Raw genomic sequence first — 16300 nt, 5'->3', positions numbered from 1 at the left:
ATCCCGGAGGTAATCATGAAATCGCTGATCGCAACGTTCGCTGCTGCTGCTGTCCTCGCCGTTCCTGCCGTCTCGTTCGCCCAACAGAACGCCCCCGTCACCCGTGCGCAGGTGAAGGCCGAACTGGCCCAACTGCAACAGGCCGGCTACAAGCTCGGCAGCGACCGTACCGACTACCCGGCAAGCATCCAGGCAGCTGAAGCCCGTGTGAACCCGCAACAGAACGTGGCCGCTGCCGATACGAGCGGCTACGGTGCGCAACCGGCCGCTCAGCAGGAATCGGGCGCTCCGGCGGCCGCCAGGATCGGCTGGCAGGTCAAGCGCGTGTCGGATGGTGCACCGGTCTACAAGGGTCGTTAATCGTCATCGATCGCCGGCCGCATGTGCGGCCCGATGCGACCCCACGCAGTACCCGCAGCCCGTCGTTCCGCATCACGGAACGACGGGCTGTTTTCATTGGCGGCACCCGTCGTGTCAATGCAGCGGCCGTGGCCCGCGGCCGATGTCCCGGAACAGCGCGTCAGCCGGCTCCAGCGCCTGCAGCCAGGCCTCGTCGTAGCCGCTCAGCGTGTCGAGCGCGTCGCGCAGCCGCTCGATCGCGAGCACCGGCAGCTCGACGCTGTGCCGGGTGGCGCCGCTCAGGTGCGCGACGCTCGCCAGTTGGACGAGTGCGTCCGCTGCTTCGGCGACGTCCGTCGCGAACAACAGGTGCCGGTTGAGTAATTCGACGAGGCCGCTGGAACCGGCGAAATCCTCGGCGTTGAGCTGCACGGACAGAAACGTCGCATTGTTCATGGTTTTCTCCTCGTTATCGCTGGATCGTGCGGTGCACCTCCGAGTATAGGAGGCGGCCGGCAGCGGGGCGGCAGTCATCGGTGCGACACGGCTGGCGGCCGTGGAACCGTGGCCCGAAGCCTCTGGACGCCCCGCGCGATGCGGCTCGCGGCCCGCCGACACACGTCAGCGATACCGCAAGATTGTTGCCGGATCGGGCGCCTGCCGCGGTCCTGTCCACGACAGATGGTATCTTTGACGGCCGGGGCGATACGAAAATGGCGCGAAAAAGGGGCTGATGAGCCCGTTCGCGCCGACGTCCCGCTGTGGAAACTGACGGCCGCGAGAGCGGTCGGATACTGGTTGGTCCGGCCCCCTGGCCGGACATCGTGCGTCGCACGCCGGAGGGCGGTGGGCGGCGCAACGACGCAAATCCGGGAGGACCCTTGAGAAAAACGATTCCGATCCACGATGCACTGGCGCGCTGGTTGCCGCAGGCGGCGCTCGTCGCCGCGGCCGCCGTGCTGACGGGCTGTACGATGACGCCGTGGACCGACAGCTGGCAGCCGGTACGACCGTCGACGCCGGCGTCGGTCGCCACGCCGGGCGTGATTGCCGGCTATTACCGCGTGAATCCGGGCGACACGCTCGCCGGCGTCGCCGCCGCGTACGGGCAGCGCGTTCAGGACGTGGCCAGCTGGAACCACATGTCGCCGAATGACGCCCTGTCGCCCGGCCAGGTGCTGCGCGTCGCGCCGCCGCCTGCCTCGACCTCGCTCGGGCAGGTGCCCGCCGCGGCCGCGCAACCGGGCTCGCTGGCCTGGCCGGCCACGGGCATGGTTGCCGCGCCATTCGTGGCCGGCAAGACGCGCGGCATCGTGATCGCCGCGACCGGGCCCGACCGTTCGGTGCGGGCCGCGGCAAACGGGCGCGTGGTCTATGCCGGGTCTGGCGTCAAGGCATACGGCCCGCTCGTGATCCTGAAGCACGACAACGGGCTCATCACGGCCTACGGGCACAACGGCAAGCTGCTCGTCAACGAAGGCGACGCAGTGCGTGCGGGCCAGCCGGTCGCCGAGATGGGCAACGATGCGAGCGGTCGCGCGACGTTCGAGTTCGAAGTCCGGCAGAACGGCAAGGTCGTCGATCCGATGAACTTCCTGCCGCGCAACGGCGGCTGACGCGCCGCGTCACGACGTGTGCGCCGCGCGGCGCACACGTTCCCGTCTTCACCCTTCCTCGAGCTCCGCGGTGCCGGACTGCCGCGCACGATTGCCGAGCCAGCGAATGCCCAGCGCGAGTCCCGCCGCGCCGAGCGCGATCAGCGAACACTGGATCGCGACCGGCAGGTACCCGTGCGGCCGCGGATCGACGAACGGATAGGGATACCAGTTCTCCAGCGCGCCGCGCACGAGCGTATAGCCGAGATAGACGACCGGAAAACCGAGCCACGCGAACGCGCTGCGCCACGCGATCGGCGAGCGCGGTTCCACGTACAGCCAGTCGCACAGCACCACGAGCGGCACGATCCGGTGCAGGACCCAGTTGTTGAGGGCCGGCGTGACGTGGCGCAATGCATCGAGCCGGGCGAGCAGCAGCTCGTAGACGATCGCGGTGATCAGCATGTAGAGCACGGCGGCGCCGCGCATCGATTCGTAGCGGGCCGAGCCGGGACGCGTGACACGCGACAGCCCCACGACCAGCATGGCCGAGGCATAGAGGCTGCTCAGTTGCGTGAAGTAACTGAGGTAGTTGCCGAGATGGACGGCAGGCATGCCCCAGTAGCCTGCGACGCTGTGCAGCGTGGTCGACACCGCGAGCAACGCGGCGATCAGCCGGTAGGCTGCAACGAAGAACGCTTTGCTCATGATGCCCGCGCAACGTCGCACCAAAGCTTCATCCTGCCACAGCCGCAGGCCCGCGCGATTCGGACTTTCCATATGCGGGCCAGTGGCCGGGCCGCGCGGATTCCTCGGATATTTGATCCGGTCGCACAACGATGGTCGCGCGTGAGGCTACAATCGGGGCAACCGCCGGGGTGCCGTCAGCCGCGGCGTGTGTCTGCCCCGCATACCACATGAGAAATTTCGAGACACAGCATGAAAAACATCCTCGCGAAACAGACGCGCTACAGCTCACCCGCGATCTTCTTCCACTGGGCCATCTTCCTGCTGGTGGCGCTGACCTATCTGGCCATCGAGATTCGCGGACCGAAAGGCAGTGACAGTCGCGTGTTCTGGATGAACGTGCACCTGCTGGCCGGTACCTTCGTGCTCGTGCTGTCGGTGCTGCGCGTGCTATGGCGGATGATCAGCCGCGTGCCGGAAGCCATTCCGCAGACGACGCTGCTCAAGTGGATGTCGAAGCTCGCGCATTTCGCGCTGTACGTATTCATCATCGCGCAGCCGCTGCTCGGCATCATGCTGGTCAACCTGGGCGGCAAGCCCGTGTCGCTCGACTGGATCGGCGTGTCGTTCACGCTGTTCGGCCCGGACAAGGCGCTGCGGCCGACGATCAAGGAAGCGCACGAACTGATCGGTAACGCGTTCTACTTCGTGATCGGCCTGCATGCGCTGGCCGCGCTTTACCACCACTTCATCCGGCGCGATGACGTGCTGCGACGCATGGCACCGTGATTGCCGCGCGCTGAAGTCGCGCAGCAGCCGGGGGCGCATGGTTGTATCGACAACCATGCGCCCCCGGTCCGTTTACCGCAATGCGCGACTGGCCATCGCGGCGAACATTCTGTAACATCTCGGCTGCTTTTACATTCCGCTTACGCATCGCCGCGCATGCTGCACCGACATCGTCACCTGACCGCCTGGCTCGGCGTGTTCGCGATCTGGCTCGCGATCGCGGCACCGCTGGTGTCGCAGTGGCGCATCGCGCAGGCGGCCACCCCCGACGCAATCGTCTGCAGTGCAGAACATGGTGCACACCGCGCGCCCGATGCGGGCCGCGCGCAGGACCATGCACTGCATCTCGATGCGTGCGGCTATTGCGGCTTCTTCGCGCACAGTCCCGCGATCGGCGGCGCGGCCGCCGTATCGTTCGCCTTCGTCCCCCCTCATGCCGTTTCCGCCACCGCGCCGCATGCGGTCGCGGCACGCGCCGACCGCTATCCGCGCGCGTACCCACGCGCACCGCCCGAGCGCGCCTGACGCGCTGTCTTCCGTTCCATTCATCGCCGATATCCGTGCGGTCTGTCGAGGTCGCGTGGAGGGCGTCACTCGGGCTTTCGATCATGACCATTCTTTCCTTGCGCGCGCCGAGGGCGGCGCGCCATTCCCGTGCGCGGCGCGTGCCGCGCATGCTGAAACTCACTGTTCCCGCGCTGGCCGTCGGCGCGATGACCGCGGCCGCGACCGAATCCGCGCAGGCCGCCGGTGCGCCGACGAACGACGCGGCCGCGCTGCTGCCGCCCGTCGAGGTCGTTGCGTCGCCGCTGACGACACCGCTCGTCGTCGTCACGGATCCGAAGACGCCGCGCCAGCCGCTGCCGGCGAGTGATGGCGCGGACTACCTGAAGACGATTCCCGGCTTCACGTCGATCCGCAGCGGCGGGACGAACGGCGACCCCGTGCTGCGCGGGATGTTCGGGTCGCGGCTGAACATTCTCGCGAACGGGATGCCGACGCTCGGCGCGTGCCCGAACCGGATGGATGCGCCAACCTCGTATATCGCGCCGGAAAGCTATGACAAGGTCACCGTCGTGAAGGGCCCGCAAACCGTGCTGTACGGTCCCGGCGCATCGGCCGGCACCGTGCTGTTCGAACGCGTGACGCCGCGTTTCGACCGCCCCGGCATGCGCTTCGACGGCAGCCTGGTCGGTGGATCGTTCGGCCGCAACGACCAGAACGTCGATGTGACGGCCGGCACGCCGGATGTCTACGGCCGCGTGACCGCGAACCATGCACATGCGCAGGACTACGAGGATGGCAACGGCAACACCGTGCCGTCGCAATGGGACAAGTGGAACGCGGACGCGGCGCTGGGCTGGACACCCGACGATCACACGCGCGTCGAACTGACGGCGGGCACCGGTGACGGTTATGCGCGCTACGCGGGGCGCGGCATGGATGGCGCGCATTTTCGCCGCGAGACGTTCGGCCTCTCGTTCGACAAGCGGCATCTCGGCGACGTGCTCGACCGGATCGAAGCGCGCGTGTACTACAACGAAGCCGACCACGTGATGGACAACTACACGCTGCGGCAGCCCGACCCGACCAGCAGCATGCCGATGCGAATGGCATCCGAGGTGCGGCGCCGCACGCTCGGTGCGCGGGCGGCCGCGACGTTCCGTTTCGGCGACGACTTCAAGCTCGTGACCGGCGTCGATGCGCAGTCGAACCGGCTCGATGCCCGCTCGGCGATGGGGCGACAGAACTACGGCGACCAGCCGTGGGATGCGCAGGCGACGATGTGGAACGCGGGCGCGTTCGGCGAGCTGACGTGGTATGCGAGCGATGCATCGCGCGTGATCGGCGGCGCGCGGGTCGACTACGCGAGCGCGCGCGACAAGCGTACGACGACGAGCGGGATGATGGCGAGCAAGCCGAACCCGACCTTCGACGACGATCGCGCGCGCGTGCTGCCGAACGGTTTCGTGCGGTACGAGCGCGATCTCGCGGCGCTGCCGGTCACGTGGTACGCGGGGATCGGTCACGCGGAACGCTATCCGGACTACTGGGAGCTGTTCTCCGCGAAACGCGGGCCGGCCGGTTCGATCAACGCGTTCTCGGCGGTGCAGCCGGAGAAGACCACGCAGCTCGACATCGGCGCGCAGTACAAGAGCGACCGGTTCGATGCGTGGGTGTCGGCCTACGCGGGATATGTGCAGGACTACATCCTGTTCAACTACGCGGCCGGGATGATGGGTCCGACCACGCAGGCGACCAACGTCAACGCGCAGATCATGGGCGGCGAAGCCGGCGTGTCGTGGCGGCCGGTCGCACCGCTGCGCGTCGAGACGTCGCTCGCGTATGCGTGGGGGCGTAACGCGACGAGCGGCGATCCGCTGCCGCAGATGCCGCCGCTCGAGGCGCGCTTCGGGCTTGAGTATACGCACGGCGCATGGTCGGCCGGCGGTCTGTGGCGGGTCGTTGCACCGCAGCATCGCTATGCCCTGAACGAAGGCAATGTGGTGGGCAAGGACTTCGGTCCGAGCGCCGGCTTCGGCGTGCTGTCGCTACATGCGCAGTACAACGTCAGCAAGAAGGTGCAGATCTCGGTCGGCATCGACAACGTGCTGGACAAGGCCTACACCGAGCACCTGAACCTTGCCGGCAACGCGGGCTTCGGCTATCCGGCGAACGCGCCGGTGATGGAGCCGGGGCGCACGGCATGGTTGCGTGTGAGCGCGAAGCTGTAACGCGCGGCGCGCGTGTGCGATGCAGCATGCGCATGCGTGAGCGCAGCCCCGCCCGAATGGGCGGGGCGCGTCAACCGATTAGAGAACCGTATCTAGTCAGGGCGCAAACGTTCGCGACTCGTGATTCACTCCCGCATTCGACGCACACGTTGCCCGCGACCGTTCGCGACCTGCCGTGCGCGTCGAACCGATCTCATTCGCACCGGCAACACAATAATCAGGAGAACAAGCATGGCCAGATCGATGCGTTCCAGGGTGGTGGCAGGGGCAGTGGCTTGCGCGATGAGCGTTGCGCCGCTCGCGGGGACGACCGCGCTGATGACGCTCGCGACGACGCACGCGGCGATGGCGGCAACCGCGCCGGCGGACGACTACGCGACGACGCGTTATCCGATCATCCTCGTGCACGGGCTCACCGGCACCGACAAGTACGCGGGCGTGCTCGAGTACTGGTACGGCATCCAGGAGGACCTGCAGCAGCATGGCGCGACCGTCTACGTCGCGAACCTGTCGGGATTCCAGAGCGACGACGGGCCGAACGGGCGCGGTGAACAACTGCTCGCTTACGTCAAGTCGGTGCTTGCCGCGACCGGTGCGACCAAGGTGAACCTGGTCGGTCACAGCCAGGGCGGCCTCACGTCGCGCTATGTCGCGGCCGTCGCACCCGATCTCGTCGCGTCGGTGACGACGATCGGCACGCCGCATCGCGGCTCGGAGTTCGCCGACTTCGTGCAGAGCGTACTCGCCTACGATCCGACCGGATTGTCGTCGTCGGTGATCGCAGCGTTCGTCAATGTGTTCGGGATCCTGACGAGCAGCAGCAACAACACCAACCAGGACGCGCTCGCCGCACTGAAGACGCTGACGACTTCCCAGGCCGCCACGTACAACCAGAATTACCCGAGCGCGGGCCTCGGCGCGCCGGGCAGCTGCCAGACGGGTGCGCCGACGGAAACCGTCGGAGGCAATACACACCTGCTGTATTCGTGGGCCGGCACGGCGATCCAGCCGACCATCTCCGCGTTCGGCGTGACGGGCGCGACGGATACCAGCACCATTCCGCTGATCGACCCGGCAAACGCGCTGGACCTGTCGACGCTTGCGTTGTTCGGCACGGGCACGGTGATGATCAATCGCGCCTCGGGCCAGAACGACGGGCTCGTGTCGAAGTGCAGTGCGCTGTACGGGAAGGTGCTGAGCACGAGCTACAAGTGGAACCATCTCGATGAGATCAACCAGTTGCTCGGCGTGCGCGGCGCGAATGCGGAAGATCCGGTCGCGGTGATCCGCACGCATGCGAACCGGCTGAAGCTCGCGGGCGTGTGATCGATGACGGCACGTGAAGGACGCGCGCCGCTCGCGCGACGCGTTGCGGTCTACGGCGCGGTGGGGCTGGCGGCGATCGCCGGCGTCGCGATCTGGAGCGGCACGGCATCGCAGCGCGGCGCCGACGCGGTGCATGTGTCGGCCGGCGCGGCAGTGCTCGGCGGCACGAGCGCCGCACCGCCGCAGGCCGCATTGCCCGCGAGCGCGGGACTGCCGCCGCCGCTTGACGGTTCCAGTGCGCCGAGGCTGCCGCTCGATGCCGGCGGCCATCTCGCGAAGTCGCGCGCGGTGCGCGATTTCTTCGACTACTGCCTGACCGCGCGGAGCGACCTGAACGCGGCCGCGCTCGATGCACTCGTCGTGCGCGAGATTGCCGCACAGCTCGACGGCACGGCCGCGCAACCCCAGGCGCTCGACGTCTGGCATCGATATCGCGCGTATCTCGACGCGCTGGCGAAGCTGCCGGAGGCGGGCGCGGTCGACAAGTCCGATCTCGGTGCGCTGCAGCTCGCGCTCGATCAGCGCGCGTCGATCGCGTCGCGCACGCTCGGCGATTGGAGCCAGCCGTTCTTCGGCGCGGAGCAGTGGCGGCAGCGCTACGATCTCGCGCGGCTGAAGATTGCGCAGGACCGCACGCTGACGGATGCGCAGAAGGCGGAGCGGCTCGCGGCGCTCGCGCAGCAGATGCCCGCCGACGAACGCGCGGCGCGGCAGAAGGCCGACCGGCAGCAGGCCGCGATCGACCAGATCGCGCAGTTGCAGAAGAGCGGGGCGACGCCCGATGCGATGCGCGCGCAACTGACGCAGACACTCGGCCCCGAAGCCGCCGCGCGCGTCGCGCAGATGCAGCAGGACGACGCATCGTGGCAGAGCCGCTACGCTGACTATGCGGCGCAGCGTGCGCAGATCGGCGCGGCCGGATTGTCGCCACGGGATCGCGACGCGCAGATCGCCGCACTGCGGCAGCGCATGTTCACGAAGCCCGGCGAAGCGATGCGCGCGGCGTCGCTCGACCGCGGCACGGCTGCCGCGCAGTGACGCACGCGGTCATGCCGCGCGCGTGAAGTGCCGCGGCAGATGCTGTTCGATGGCAGCCGCGAGCGTGTCGAACGCGGGGCCGATGCCTTCGTGCGCGACGCACGCATAGCCGAGCAGCAGCCCGCGCCGCGCGGTGTCCAGGCTGCTGTAGTAGCTGGTCAGCGGGCGCACGATCACACCCGCGTCGAATGCGCTTTGCGTGACCGCGCGATCGTCGCACGTGTCGGGCAGGCCGAGCACCAGATGCAGGCCGGCCTCGTCGCCCATCACGGGCAGCGCATCGCCGAAGCGCGCATGGATCGCATCGATCAGCAATTGCCGGCGCTCGCCGTACAGCGTGCGCATCCGCCTGACGTGTGAAGTCAGGTGCCCGTCCATGATGAATTCGGCGAGCACGGCCTGCTGCATCAGCTGGCCCTCGCGATACAGTTCCGACAACCCGGTGCGAAACGTGTCGACAAGATGCTCCGGCACGACCATGTAACCCATCCGCAGGCCCGGGAACAGCATCTTGCCCAGGCTGCCGACGTAGATCACGCGGCCGCCGTCGTCGAGCCCCTGCAGCGACGCGAGCGGGCGGCTGCCGTAGCGGAATTCGCTGTCGTAGTCGTCCTCGATGATCCAGCAGCGATGCTGGCGCGCGTACTCGAGCAGCATCCGGCGCCGTGCGAGGCTCATCACCATCCCGAGCGGATACTGGTGCGACGGCGTGACAAGCACGAGCCGCGGCGGATGCTGCATGTCGCTCGCGCTCGGATCGATGCCTTCCTGGTCGACCGGCACCGGCGTGAGCGCGAGGCCGGTCGCCTGCAGCACGCTGCGCACGCCCCAGTAGCACGGCTCCTCGACCCACGCACGATCGCCGATGTCGGATAGCAGCCGCACCGCGAGGTCGATCGACTGGTGGATGCCGGTCGTGATGATCACCTGGTCCGGCGAGCATTTGACCGAGCGCGCGACGCGCAGGTAGTCGGCGAGCGCACGGCGCAGCGGCCGGTAGCCGCCGCCCGGCGAATAGGTCAGCAATTCGGGATTCGCTTCTTTCCACAGGCGCGCCTGCAGGCGGCTCCATGTCCGGCTCGGGAATTCCGACACATCCGGCACGCCCGGCATGAACGCGCCCCACTGGCGCCGCGACACGCCCGCATGCTCGATCAACTGCCGGCCCCGCATCGACAGGCTGCCTTGCGCGTCCTGCTGCGCCGCCGCACCGGCGTCGGACGGCGGCGCGGCGCCCGGCACGCGGATCGCGGCCGCGTCCGGGCGCGTGTCGGCCACGTAGGTGCCGCTCCCGGTCGTCGTCAGCACATAGCCTTCGGCCGTCAGCTGGTCGTACACGTGCAGCACGGTATTGCGCGCGATCGACAGGTCTGCCGCAAGGGTGCGCGAACTGGGCAGCTTTGTCCCCGGCCCTAATTCTCCGGTAAGAATCGCTTGCTGCATCAGTTGCAGCAACTGCCGGTACATCGGCTCGGACGAGCTGCGGTCGAGACGGGCGGAGAGCCAGTCGGCCAGGATCACGGTATCCAAAGTGGTCCTACTAGGAATATTGAAATGGTTCCCTATTGTAGAACCGTACGCACCGTATAGTGGGTTCATCTCAAAAACGTTTGTCGCGCAGCAAGGGGACAGCCACGATGAAGTCCGATGATGTGATCGTCAGCTTTCGCGGCGTGCGGAAGACCTACGACGGGGAGACGCTGGTCGTCAAATCGCTCGACCTCGATATCCACCGAGGGGAATTCCTGACGCTGCTCGGGCCCTCCGGCTCGGGCAAGACCACCTGCCTCATGATGCTGGCGGGCTTCGAGTTTCCGACGGGCGGCGAGATCCGCCTCGACGGCGAACTGCTGAACACCGTGCCGCCGCACAAGCGCAACATCGGCATGGTGTTCCAGAACTACGCGCTGTTTCCGCACCTGACGGTCGAGCAGAACGTCGCGTATCCGCTCTCGGTGCGCAAGCTGCCGGCGGCCGAGCGCGCGGAGCGCGTCGCGCATGCGCTGAAGATGGTGCAGATGGAGCGTTTCGCGAAACGCTATCCGGCGCAGTTGTCGGGCGGCCAGCAGCAGCGCATCGCGCTCGCGCGGGCGCTCGTGTTCGAGCCGAAGCTCGTGCTGATGGACGAGCCGCTCGGCGCGCTCGACAAGCAGTTGCGCGAACACATGCAGTACGAACTGAAGGCGCTGCACGAGAAGCTCGGCGTGACCTTCGTCTACGTGACGCACGACCAGGGCGAGGCGCTGACGATGTCCGATCGCGTCGCCGTGTTCGACAAGGGCATCGTGCAGCAGCTCGATACCGTCGATCGCCTGTACGAATCGCCGTGCAATGAATTCGTCGCGAACTTCATCGGTGACAGCAACCGGCTGCGCGGCACCATCGCGCGCGTCGACGGCGAATTCTGCGAATTCCGGCTCGACGACGGCACGCAGCTCGTCGGTCGCCGCATCGGCGACGCAGCTGAGGGCGCGCCGGCCGTCGCGTGCATCCGCCCCGAACGCATGAGCCTCGCGAACGGGCACGCGAACGGCACCGCCAACCGCGTGACCGGCGAAGCGCGCAGCCTCATCTATTTCGGCGATCACGTGCGCATGCGCTGCGCGCTGCCCGGCCAGGACGAATGCTTCGTGAAGGTGCCGCTCGGCACGGGCGCGCTCGATGCGTTCTCGCCCGGCGCGCCGGTATCGCTCGCATTCGCGCCCGAGCATCTGCGCATATTCGCCTGACGCAAGGTTTTCCCGCTTTATCGCAGCACGTCGTCAACAACAACTGCCCACTTCCACCACGAGAGGAGAGGAACCATCATGAACGGAGCAAGCTCTACCGCGCGTCGCACTGCGCTCGCACTGGCGCTCGCCGTCGTCGGCGCATCGGCCACCGCGGCCGAACTCACGGTCGTCAACTTCGGCGGCGCGAACGGCGACGCGCAGAAGGCCGCATTCAACCAGCCGTTCGAAAAGGCGACCGGCAACAAGGTCACGGCCGTCGAGTACAACGGCGAGCAGGCGAAAGTGAAGGCGATGGTCGAGGCGAAGCACGTCAACTGGGACGTGGTCGAAGTCGAATCGGGGGACCTGAACCGCGGCTGCGACGAAGGGTTGTACGAGAAGCTCGACTGGTCGAAGATCGCGAAGAAGTCCGACCTGATTCCCGAATCGCCGCAGGTGTGCGGCGTCGGCTTCTTCGTGTGGTCGACCGCGCTGTCGTACAACGCGGACAAGCTGAAGACCGCGCCGACCGGCTGGGCCGATTTCTGGAACGTGAAGAAATTCCCCGGCAAGCGCGGCATGCGCAAGGGCGCGCGCTACAACCTCGAGTTTGCGCTGATGGCCGACGGCGTCGCGCCGAAGGACGTGTACAAGGTGCTCGGCACGAAGGCCGGCCAGGACCGCGCGTTCAAGAAGCTCGACGAGCTGAAGCCGTACATCCAGTGGTGGGAAGCGGGCGCGCAGCCGCCGCAGTTCCTGGTGGCCGGCGACGTCGTAATGTCGACCGCGTACAACGGCCGTATCGACGCCGCGCAGAAGGAAGGCAAGAACCTGAAGGTCGTGTGGAACGGCAGCATCTACGACCTCGACTACTGGGCGATTCCGAAGGGCTCGCCGAACAAGGCGCTGGCCGAGCAGTACATCGCGTACACGCTGACGCCGAAGCCGCAGCAAGGGTATGCGCAGCACATCGCGTACGGCCCCGCGAACGTCGCGGCGATCAAGTCGCTCGACGCGAAGACGCTCGCGAACCTGCCGAACTCGCCGGCCAACGGCAAGAACGCGGTGCTGGAGGACATCGGCTTCTGGACCGACCACAGCGACGAGCTCGAGCAGCGCTTCGCCGCGTGGGCGACGAAGTAACCGCTACTCAGGTGTCCTGATGCAACCTGCCGCGCGGCGCATCGATTGCGTCGTGCGGCATTCCGCCGGATCGAGCCCGGCCGGAGAGAACCGTTGAACACGATGACGATCGCTCCTTCCTCGCCGTCGTCAGCCGCGCTCAAGCGCGAGCTGAAGGCCGCCGAGGCCCGCAAGCGCACGATGGCGTTGCTGCTGATCGCGCCGCTCGCGATCTTCCTGCTGCTCATTTTCGTCGTGCCGATCGGCACGCTGCTCACGCGCGCGGTGCAGAACCCCGAGATCGCGACCGCGCTGCCGAACACGATCGCCGCGCTGTCGGGATGGGACCGCAAGGCGCCGCCGGCCGACGCCGCGTACGTCGCGCTCGCGGCCGACATGACGAAGGTCGCCGACAGCGAGGCGATGGGCGCACTCGCGCGGCGCCTGAACACCGAGATTCCCGGCTACCGCTCGCTCGTCGCGAAGACGGCGCGCGCGATGCCGCTGAAAGGCGACAACGACGCGGCACTGACGCCCGCGCAAACGCGCGCGAAACTGATCGACCTCGATTCGCGCTGGGGCGACGTTGCGTACTGGCAGTCGATCGCAAAGAACGGTAGCCAGCTGTCGCCGTTCTACCTGCTCGCCGCGCTCGACCACAAGCAGGACGGCTTCGGCCAGATCGTGCAGGCCGATCCCGATCAGTCGATCTATCTCTCGATCTTCGGCCGCACGTTCGTGATCGGCGTCGCGGTCACGCTGTTCGCGCTGTTGCTCGGCTATCCGCTCGCGTACTGGATCTCGACGCTGTCGGAGCGCCGCGCGAACCTCGTGATGATCCTCGTGCTGATTCCGTTCTGGACCTCGGTGCTCGTGCGCGTCGCCGCGTGGATCGTGCTGCTGCAGAGCGAAGGGCTCATCAACACGGCACTGATCGGCAGCGGGCTGATCTCGCATCCGCTGACGCTGCTGTTCAATCGCGTCGGCGTGTACATCTCGATGACGCACATCCTGCTGCCGTTCATGATCCTGCCGCTCTACAGCGTGATGAAGTCGATCCCGCCGACTTACCAGCGTGCGGCCGTGTCGCTCGGCAGCCATCCGTTCGCCGCGTTCTGGCGCGTGTACGTGCCGCAGACTTATCCGGGCGTCGGCGCCGGCGCGCTGCTCGTGTTCATCCTGGCGATCGGCTACTACATCACACCCGCGCTGCTCGGCGGGCCGAGCGACCAGATGATCAGCTACTACGTCGCGTACTTCACGAACGTGACGATCAACTGGGGCATGGCGTGCGCGCTCGGCGGGCTGCTGCTCGCGGCGACGCTGGTGCTGTATGCGGTGTACGGGCGCTTCACGCGCACCAACGTGAGCCTCGGCTGAGCGCCCGGGCAGCAACACGCAACGAAACGGGAAGAGATGCCGACCATGAAACTCGCCAGGCCGCTATTCGCGCCGCACATGTCGTTCGCCGAGCGCGCGTGGTATGTCGCGCTACGCGTGCTCGTCGTGCTGACGCTGCTGTACCTGATCCTGCCGGTGCTTGCCATCGTGCCGCTGTCGTTTTCGTCGAGCACGTTCCTCGTCTATCCGATTCCGGGCTTCTCGACGCGCTGGTACGAGAACCTGATCGCATCGGACGAGTGGCGGATGGCCGCGAAGAACAGTTTCATCGTCGCGCCGTCGGCGACCGTCGTCGCGACCGTGCTCGGCACGCTCGCCGCGATCGGCCTCACGAAGGCGGACTTCCGCGGCAAGGGGCTCCTGATGGCCGTGCTGCTGTCGCCGATGATCGTACCTGTGGTCGTGGTCGGCGTCGGCATGTACCTGTTCTTCGCGCCGCTCGGCCTCGCGAATACCTACACGGGGCTGATCGCCGCGCACGCGGCGCTCGGCGTGCCGTTCGTCGTGACGACGGTGGCCGCGACGCTGCAGGGCTTCAACCAGAACCTGGTGCGTGCGAGCTTGTCGCTCGGCGCGAATCCCGTCACGACGTTCTTCCGCGTGACGCTGCCGGTGATCGCGCCGGGCGTGATGTCGGGTGCGCTGTTCGCGTTCGCGACGTCGTTCGACGAAGTCGTCGTCACGCTGTTCCTCGCGGGCGCGGACCAGACGACGCTGCCGCGCCAGATGTTCACCGGCATTCGCGAGAACATCAGCCCGACGATCGCCGCGCTCGCAACGATCCTGATCATCTTCTCGACGAGCCTGCTGCTCGCGCTCGAATGGCTGCGCGGCCGCAACGCGCGACGCGCGGTGTCTTGACGGCCGGAACCACAGCGGCCGCCGTATCGTCGATCGTTGCGGTCTCAACGATACCGCGCACTCGACGCGGCGCACGGAAGCTTTCGTTTCGCTGACTGGCGACGCGGTTGCCTGCACGCTCGATGAGGCTCTGCAACAATACGGCTCGCGATGCCGCGCGTTCCGTTCTTGCAGCAGGGGGTGCCCGGTGCCGCGCCGCTCAATCCGCGACGCCGCGCGTCGCCAGTCAGCCGAGCCTCATCTTGTCCGAATTCGCATCCCCTGCCGGCGCCCGGGAGCCGGCCGTCAACTGGCGCGCGATGTCCGCCGTGCTGCTGGCCGTCGCGCTCGCGACGCTCGACACGGCAATCGCGAACACCGCGCTGCCCGCGATCGCCACCGACCTGCACGCGTCGCCGGCCGCGTCGGTGTGGATCATCAACGCCTACCAGCTCGCGATGGTCGCGACGCTGCTGCCGTTCGCGTCGCTCGGCGACATCGTCGGTCACAAGCGCGTGTATGTCGCGGGCCTCGCGGTGTTCACGCTCGCGTCGCTCGGCTGCTCGCTCGCGGCGACGCTGCCGCAGCTGACAGCGGCGCGGATCGTGCAGGGCTTCGGCGCGAGCGCGATCATGAGCGTGAACGTCGCGCTGATCCGCAACCTGTTTCCCGCGCACCGGCTCGGGCGCGGCGTCGGCTTCAACGCACTGGTCGTCGGCGTGTCGTTCGCCGTGGGGCCGACGATCGCGTCGCTGATCCTGTCGGTGGCCGCATGGCCGTGGCTGTTCGCGGTGAACGTGCCGCTCGGCGTGCTCGCGCTTGCCGTGGCGATTCCGTCGCTGCCGAAGACGGCGCGCGGCAAGCATGCATTCGATCCGCTCGCCGCGCTGTTCAACGTGATCACGTTCGCATCACTGATCTTCGCGCTCGGCGAATTCGCGCAGCGCGGGCCGCTGTCCGTCGTGTTCGCGGCTGCCGCGGTCGCGCTCGCGTTCGGGTCGCTGCTGATCCGCCGCCAGGCCGGGCACCCGGCACCGATGCTGCCGGTGGACCTGTTCCGCCGGCCGGTGTTCACGCTGTCCGCGCTGACGGCCGTGTGCGCGTTCGCCGCGCAGGGGCTCGCGTTCGTATCGCTGCCGTTCTACTTCGAAACCGTGCTGCATCGCGACGCGGTGGAGACTGGCTTCCTGATGACGCCATGGTCGGCGATCGTCGCGCTCGCCGCACCGATCGCGGGCCGGCTGTCCGATCGTTATCCTCCCGGATTGCTCGGCGCGATCGGGCTCGCACTGCTGAGCGCGGGAATGGTGTCGCTCGCCGCGCTGCCGGCGGCGCCGAACGTCGTCGACATCGGCTGGCGGATGATGCTGTGCGGCGCGGGCTTCGGCTTCTTCCAGTCGCCGAACCTGAAGGCGTTGATGTCGAGCGCGCCGCCCGAGCGCAGCGGCGGCGCGAGCGGCATCATCGCGACCGCGCGGCTGATCGGGCAGGCGACCGGCGCGGCGCTCGTCGCGCTGTCGTTCGGGATCGCCGGGCGTCACGGGCCGACGCTCGCGCTGATGCTCGGTGCGGGCTTTGCCGGCGCCGCGAGCGTCGCGAGTGGGCTGCGGCTCTTCGCGCCGTCGCATCGGGCCGGCGCGCCGGTCGCATCGGTCGCGGCGACGCCGGCGAAGGAGCGGGCGACGGAGTAGCGCTCCGTGCGCGACCGCTGCCCGAG

General features: G+C 67.7%; 15 protein-coding genes. 12 read left to right on the top strand and 3 right to left on the bottom strand.

The window, feature by feature from the left end:
* Positions 1-15: 15 nt before the first annotated feature.
* Positions 16-360 carry a DUF4148 domain-containing protein gene (locus WS66_RS09135; RefSeq protein WP_059601755.1) on the top strand — a complete coding sequence of 115 codons (345 nt, stop codon included), beginning with the start codon at positions 16-18 and terminating at the stop codon, positions 358-360.
* Positions 361-474: 114 nt separating this feature from the next.
* Here the strand turns inward: WS66_RS09135 and WS66_RS09130 are convergent, their stop codons facing one another.
* Positions 475-795 carry a hypothetical protein gene (locus WS66_RS09130; protein WP_006760526.1) on the bottom strand — a complete coding sequence of 107 codons (321 nt, stop codon included), beginning with the start codon at positions 793-795 and terminating at the stop codon, positions 475-477.
* 425 nt (positions 796-1220) lie between these two features.
* On the opposite strand from WS66_RS09130, the gene WS66_RS09125 reads away from it, so the two are divergent.
* Complete coding sequence (locus tag WS66_RS09125; protein ID WP_059601757.1) at positions 1221-1955, top strand: peptidoglycan DD-metalloendopeptidase family protein; 735 nt, start codon at positions 1221-1223, stop codon at positions 1953-1955.
* A gap of 48 nt (positions 1956-2003) precedes the next feature.
* Here WS66_RS09125 and WS66_RS09120 read toward each other — a convergent pair whose 3' ends face one another.
* Positions 2004-2642 carry a Pr6Pr family membrane protein gene (locus WS66_RS09120; protein WP_059601863.1) on the bottom strand — a complete coding sequence of 213 codons (639 nt, stop codon included), beginning with the start codon at positions 2640-2642 and terminating at the stop codon, positions 2004-2006.
* Positions 2643-2873: 231 nt separating this feature from the next.
* Between WS66_RS09120 and WS66_RS09115 the strand changes: the two genes are divergently transcribed.
* The 5 genes from WS66_RS09115 (at position 2874) to WS66_RS09090 (ending at position 8509) form a co-directional block, all read left to right on the top strand.
* Entirely contained in the window at positions 2874-3410 is a 537-nt protein-coding gene (locus WS66_RS09115; protein ID WP_059601759.1) for a cytochrome b, read from the top strand.
* Between the two features lie 156 nt (positions 3411-3566).
* The gene (locus WS66_RS09110; protein WP_059601761.1) at positions 3567-3935 is read left to right on the top strand and encodes a DUF2946 domain-containing protein; all 369 of its coding nucleotides are present in this window, start codon (positions 3567-3569) and stop codon (positions 3933-3935) included.
* Between the two features lie 83 nt (positions 3936-4018).
* Positions 4019-6145 carry a TonB-dependent copper receptor gene (locus WS66_RS09100; protein ID WP_059601763.1) on the top strand — a complete coding sequence of 709 codons (2127 nt, stop codon included), beginning with the start codon at positions 4019-4021 and terminating at the stop codon, positions 6143-6145.
* Between the two features lie 231 nt (positions 6146-6376).
* On the top strand, positions 6377-7471 hold the full coding sequence (locus WS66_RS09095) for a triacylglycerol lipase (protein ID WP_059601765.1): 1095 nt from the start codon (positions 6377-6379) through the stop codon (positions 7469-7471).
* A gap of 3 nt (positions 7472-7474) precedes the next feature.
* Positions 7475-8509, top strand: coding sequence for a lipase secretion chaperone (locus tag WS66_RS09090; RefSeq protein WP_059601767.1), 1035 nt, complete (start codon positions 7475-7477; stop codon positions 8507-8509).
* 9 nt (positions 8510-8518) lie between these two features.
* Here WS66_RS09090 and pdxR read toward each other — a convergent pair whose 3' ends face one another.
* Positions 8519-10039 (bottom strand): MocR-like pyridoxine biosynthesis transcription factor PdxR, encoded by a 1521-nt coding sequence (gene pdxR, locus WS66_RS09085; protein WP_059601769.1) that lies wholly within the window; start codon positions 10037-10039, stop codon positions 8519-8521.
* A gap of 107 nt (positions 10040-10146) precedes the next feature.
* Here pdxR and WS66_RS09080 point away from each other — a divergent pair, with 107 nt between their 5' ends.
* From WS66_RS09080 to WS66_RS09060, 5 genes are all read left to right on the top strand, one after another.
* The gene (locus tag WS66_RS09080; RefSeq protein ID WP_059601771.1) at positions 10147-11238 is read left to right on the top strand and encodes an ABC transporter ATP-binding protein; all 1092 of its coding nucleotides are present in this window, start codon (positions 10147-10149) and stop codon (positions 11236-11238) included.
* Positions 11239-11316: 78 nt separating this feature from the next.
* Positions 11317-12363: an ABC transporter substrate-binding protein gene (locus WS66_RS09075; protein ID WP_059601773.1), complete on the top strand. Its 1047-nt coding sequence runs from the start codon at positions 11317-11319 to the stop codon at positions 12361-12363.
* Positions 12364-12465: 102 nt separating this feature from the next.
* Positions 12466-13722 (top strand): ABC transporter permease, encoded by a 1257-nt coding sequence (locus WS66_RS09070; RefSeq protein ID WP_059601865.1) that lies wholly within the window; start codon positions 12466-12468, stop codon positions 13720-13722.
* 45 nt (positions 13723-13767) lie between these two features.
* Complete coding sequence (locus WS66_RS09065; RefSeq protein WP_044845306.1) at positions 13768-14604, top strand: ABC transporter permease; 837 nt, start codon at positions 13768-13770, stop codon at positions 14602-14604.
* A 242-nt stretch (positions 14605-14846) separates the two neighbouring features.
* Positions 14847-16274, top strand: a complete 1428-nt coding sequence (locus WS66_RS09060; protein ID WP_082728922.1) for an MFS transporter — start codon at positions 14847-14849, stop codon at positions 16272-16274.
* The last annotated feature ends 26 nt before the right edge of the window (positions 16275-16300 follow it).

It is taken from the genome of Burkholderia sp. LA-2-3-30-S1-D2, assembly GCF_001523915.2.
Taxonomy (GTDB): Bacteria; Pseudomonadota; Gammaproteobacteria; order Burkholderiales; family Burkholderiaceae; genus Burkholderia; species Burkholderia diffusa.
Note: the sequence above shows the minus strand (reverse complement) of the source record. Positions and strands in the feature narration are given on the sequence as shown.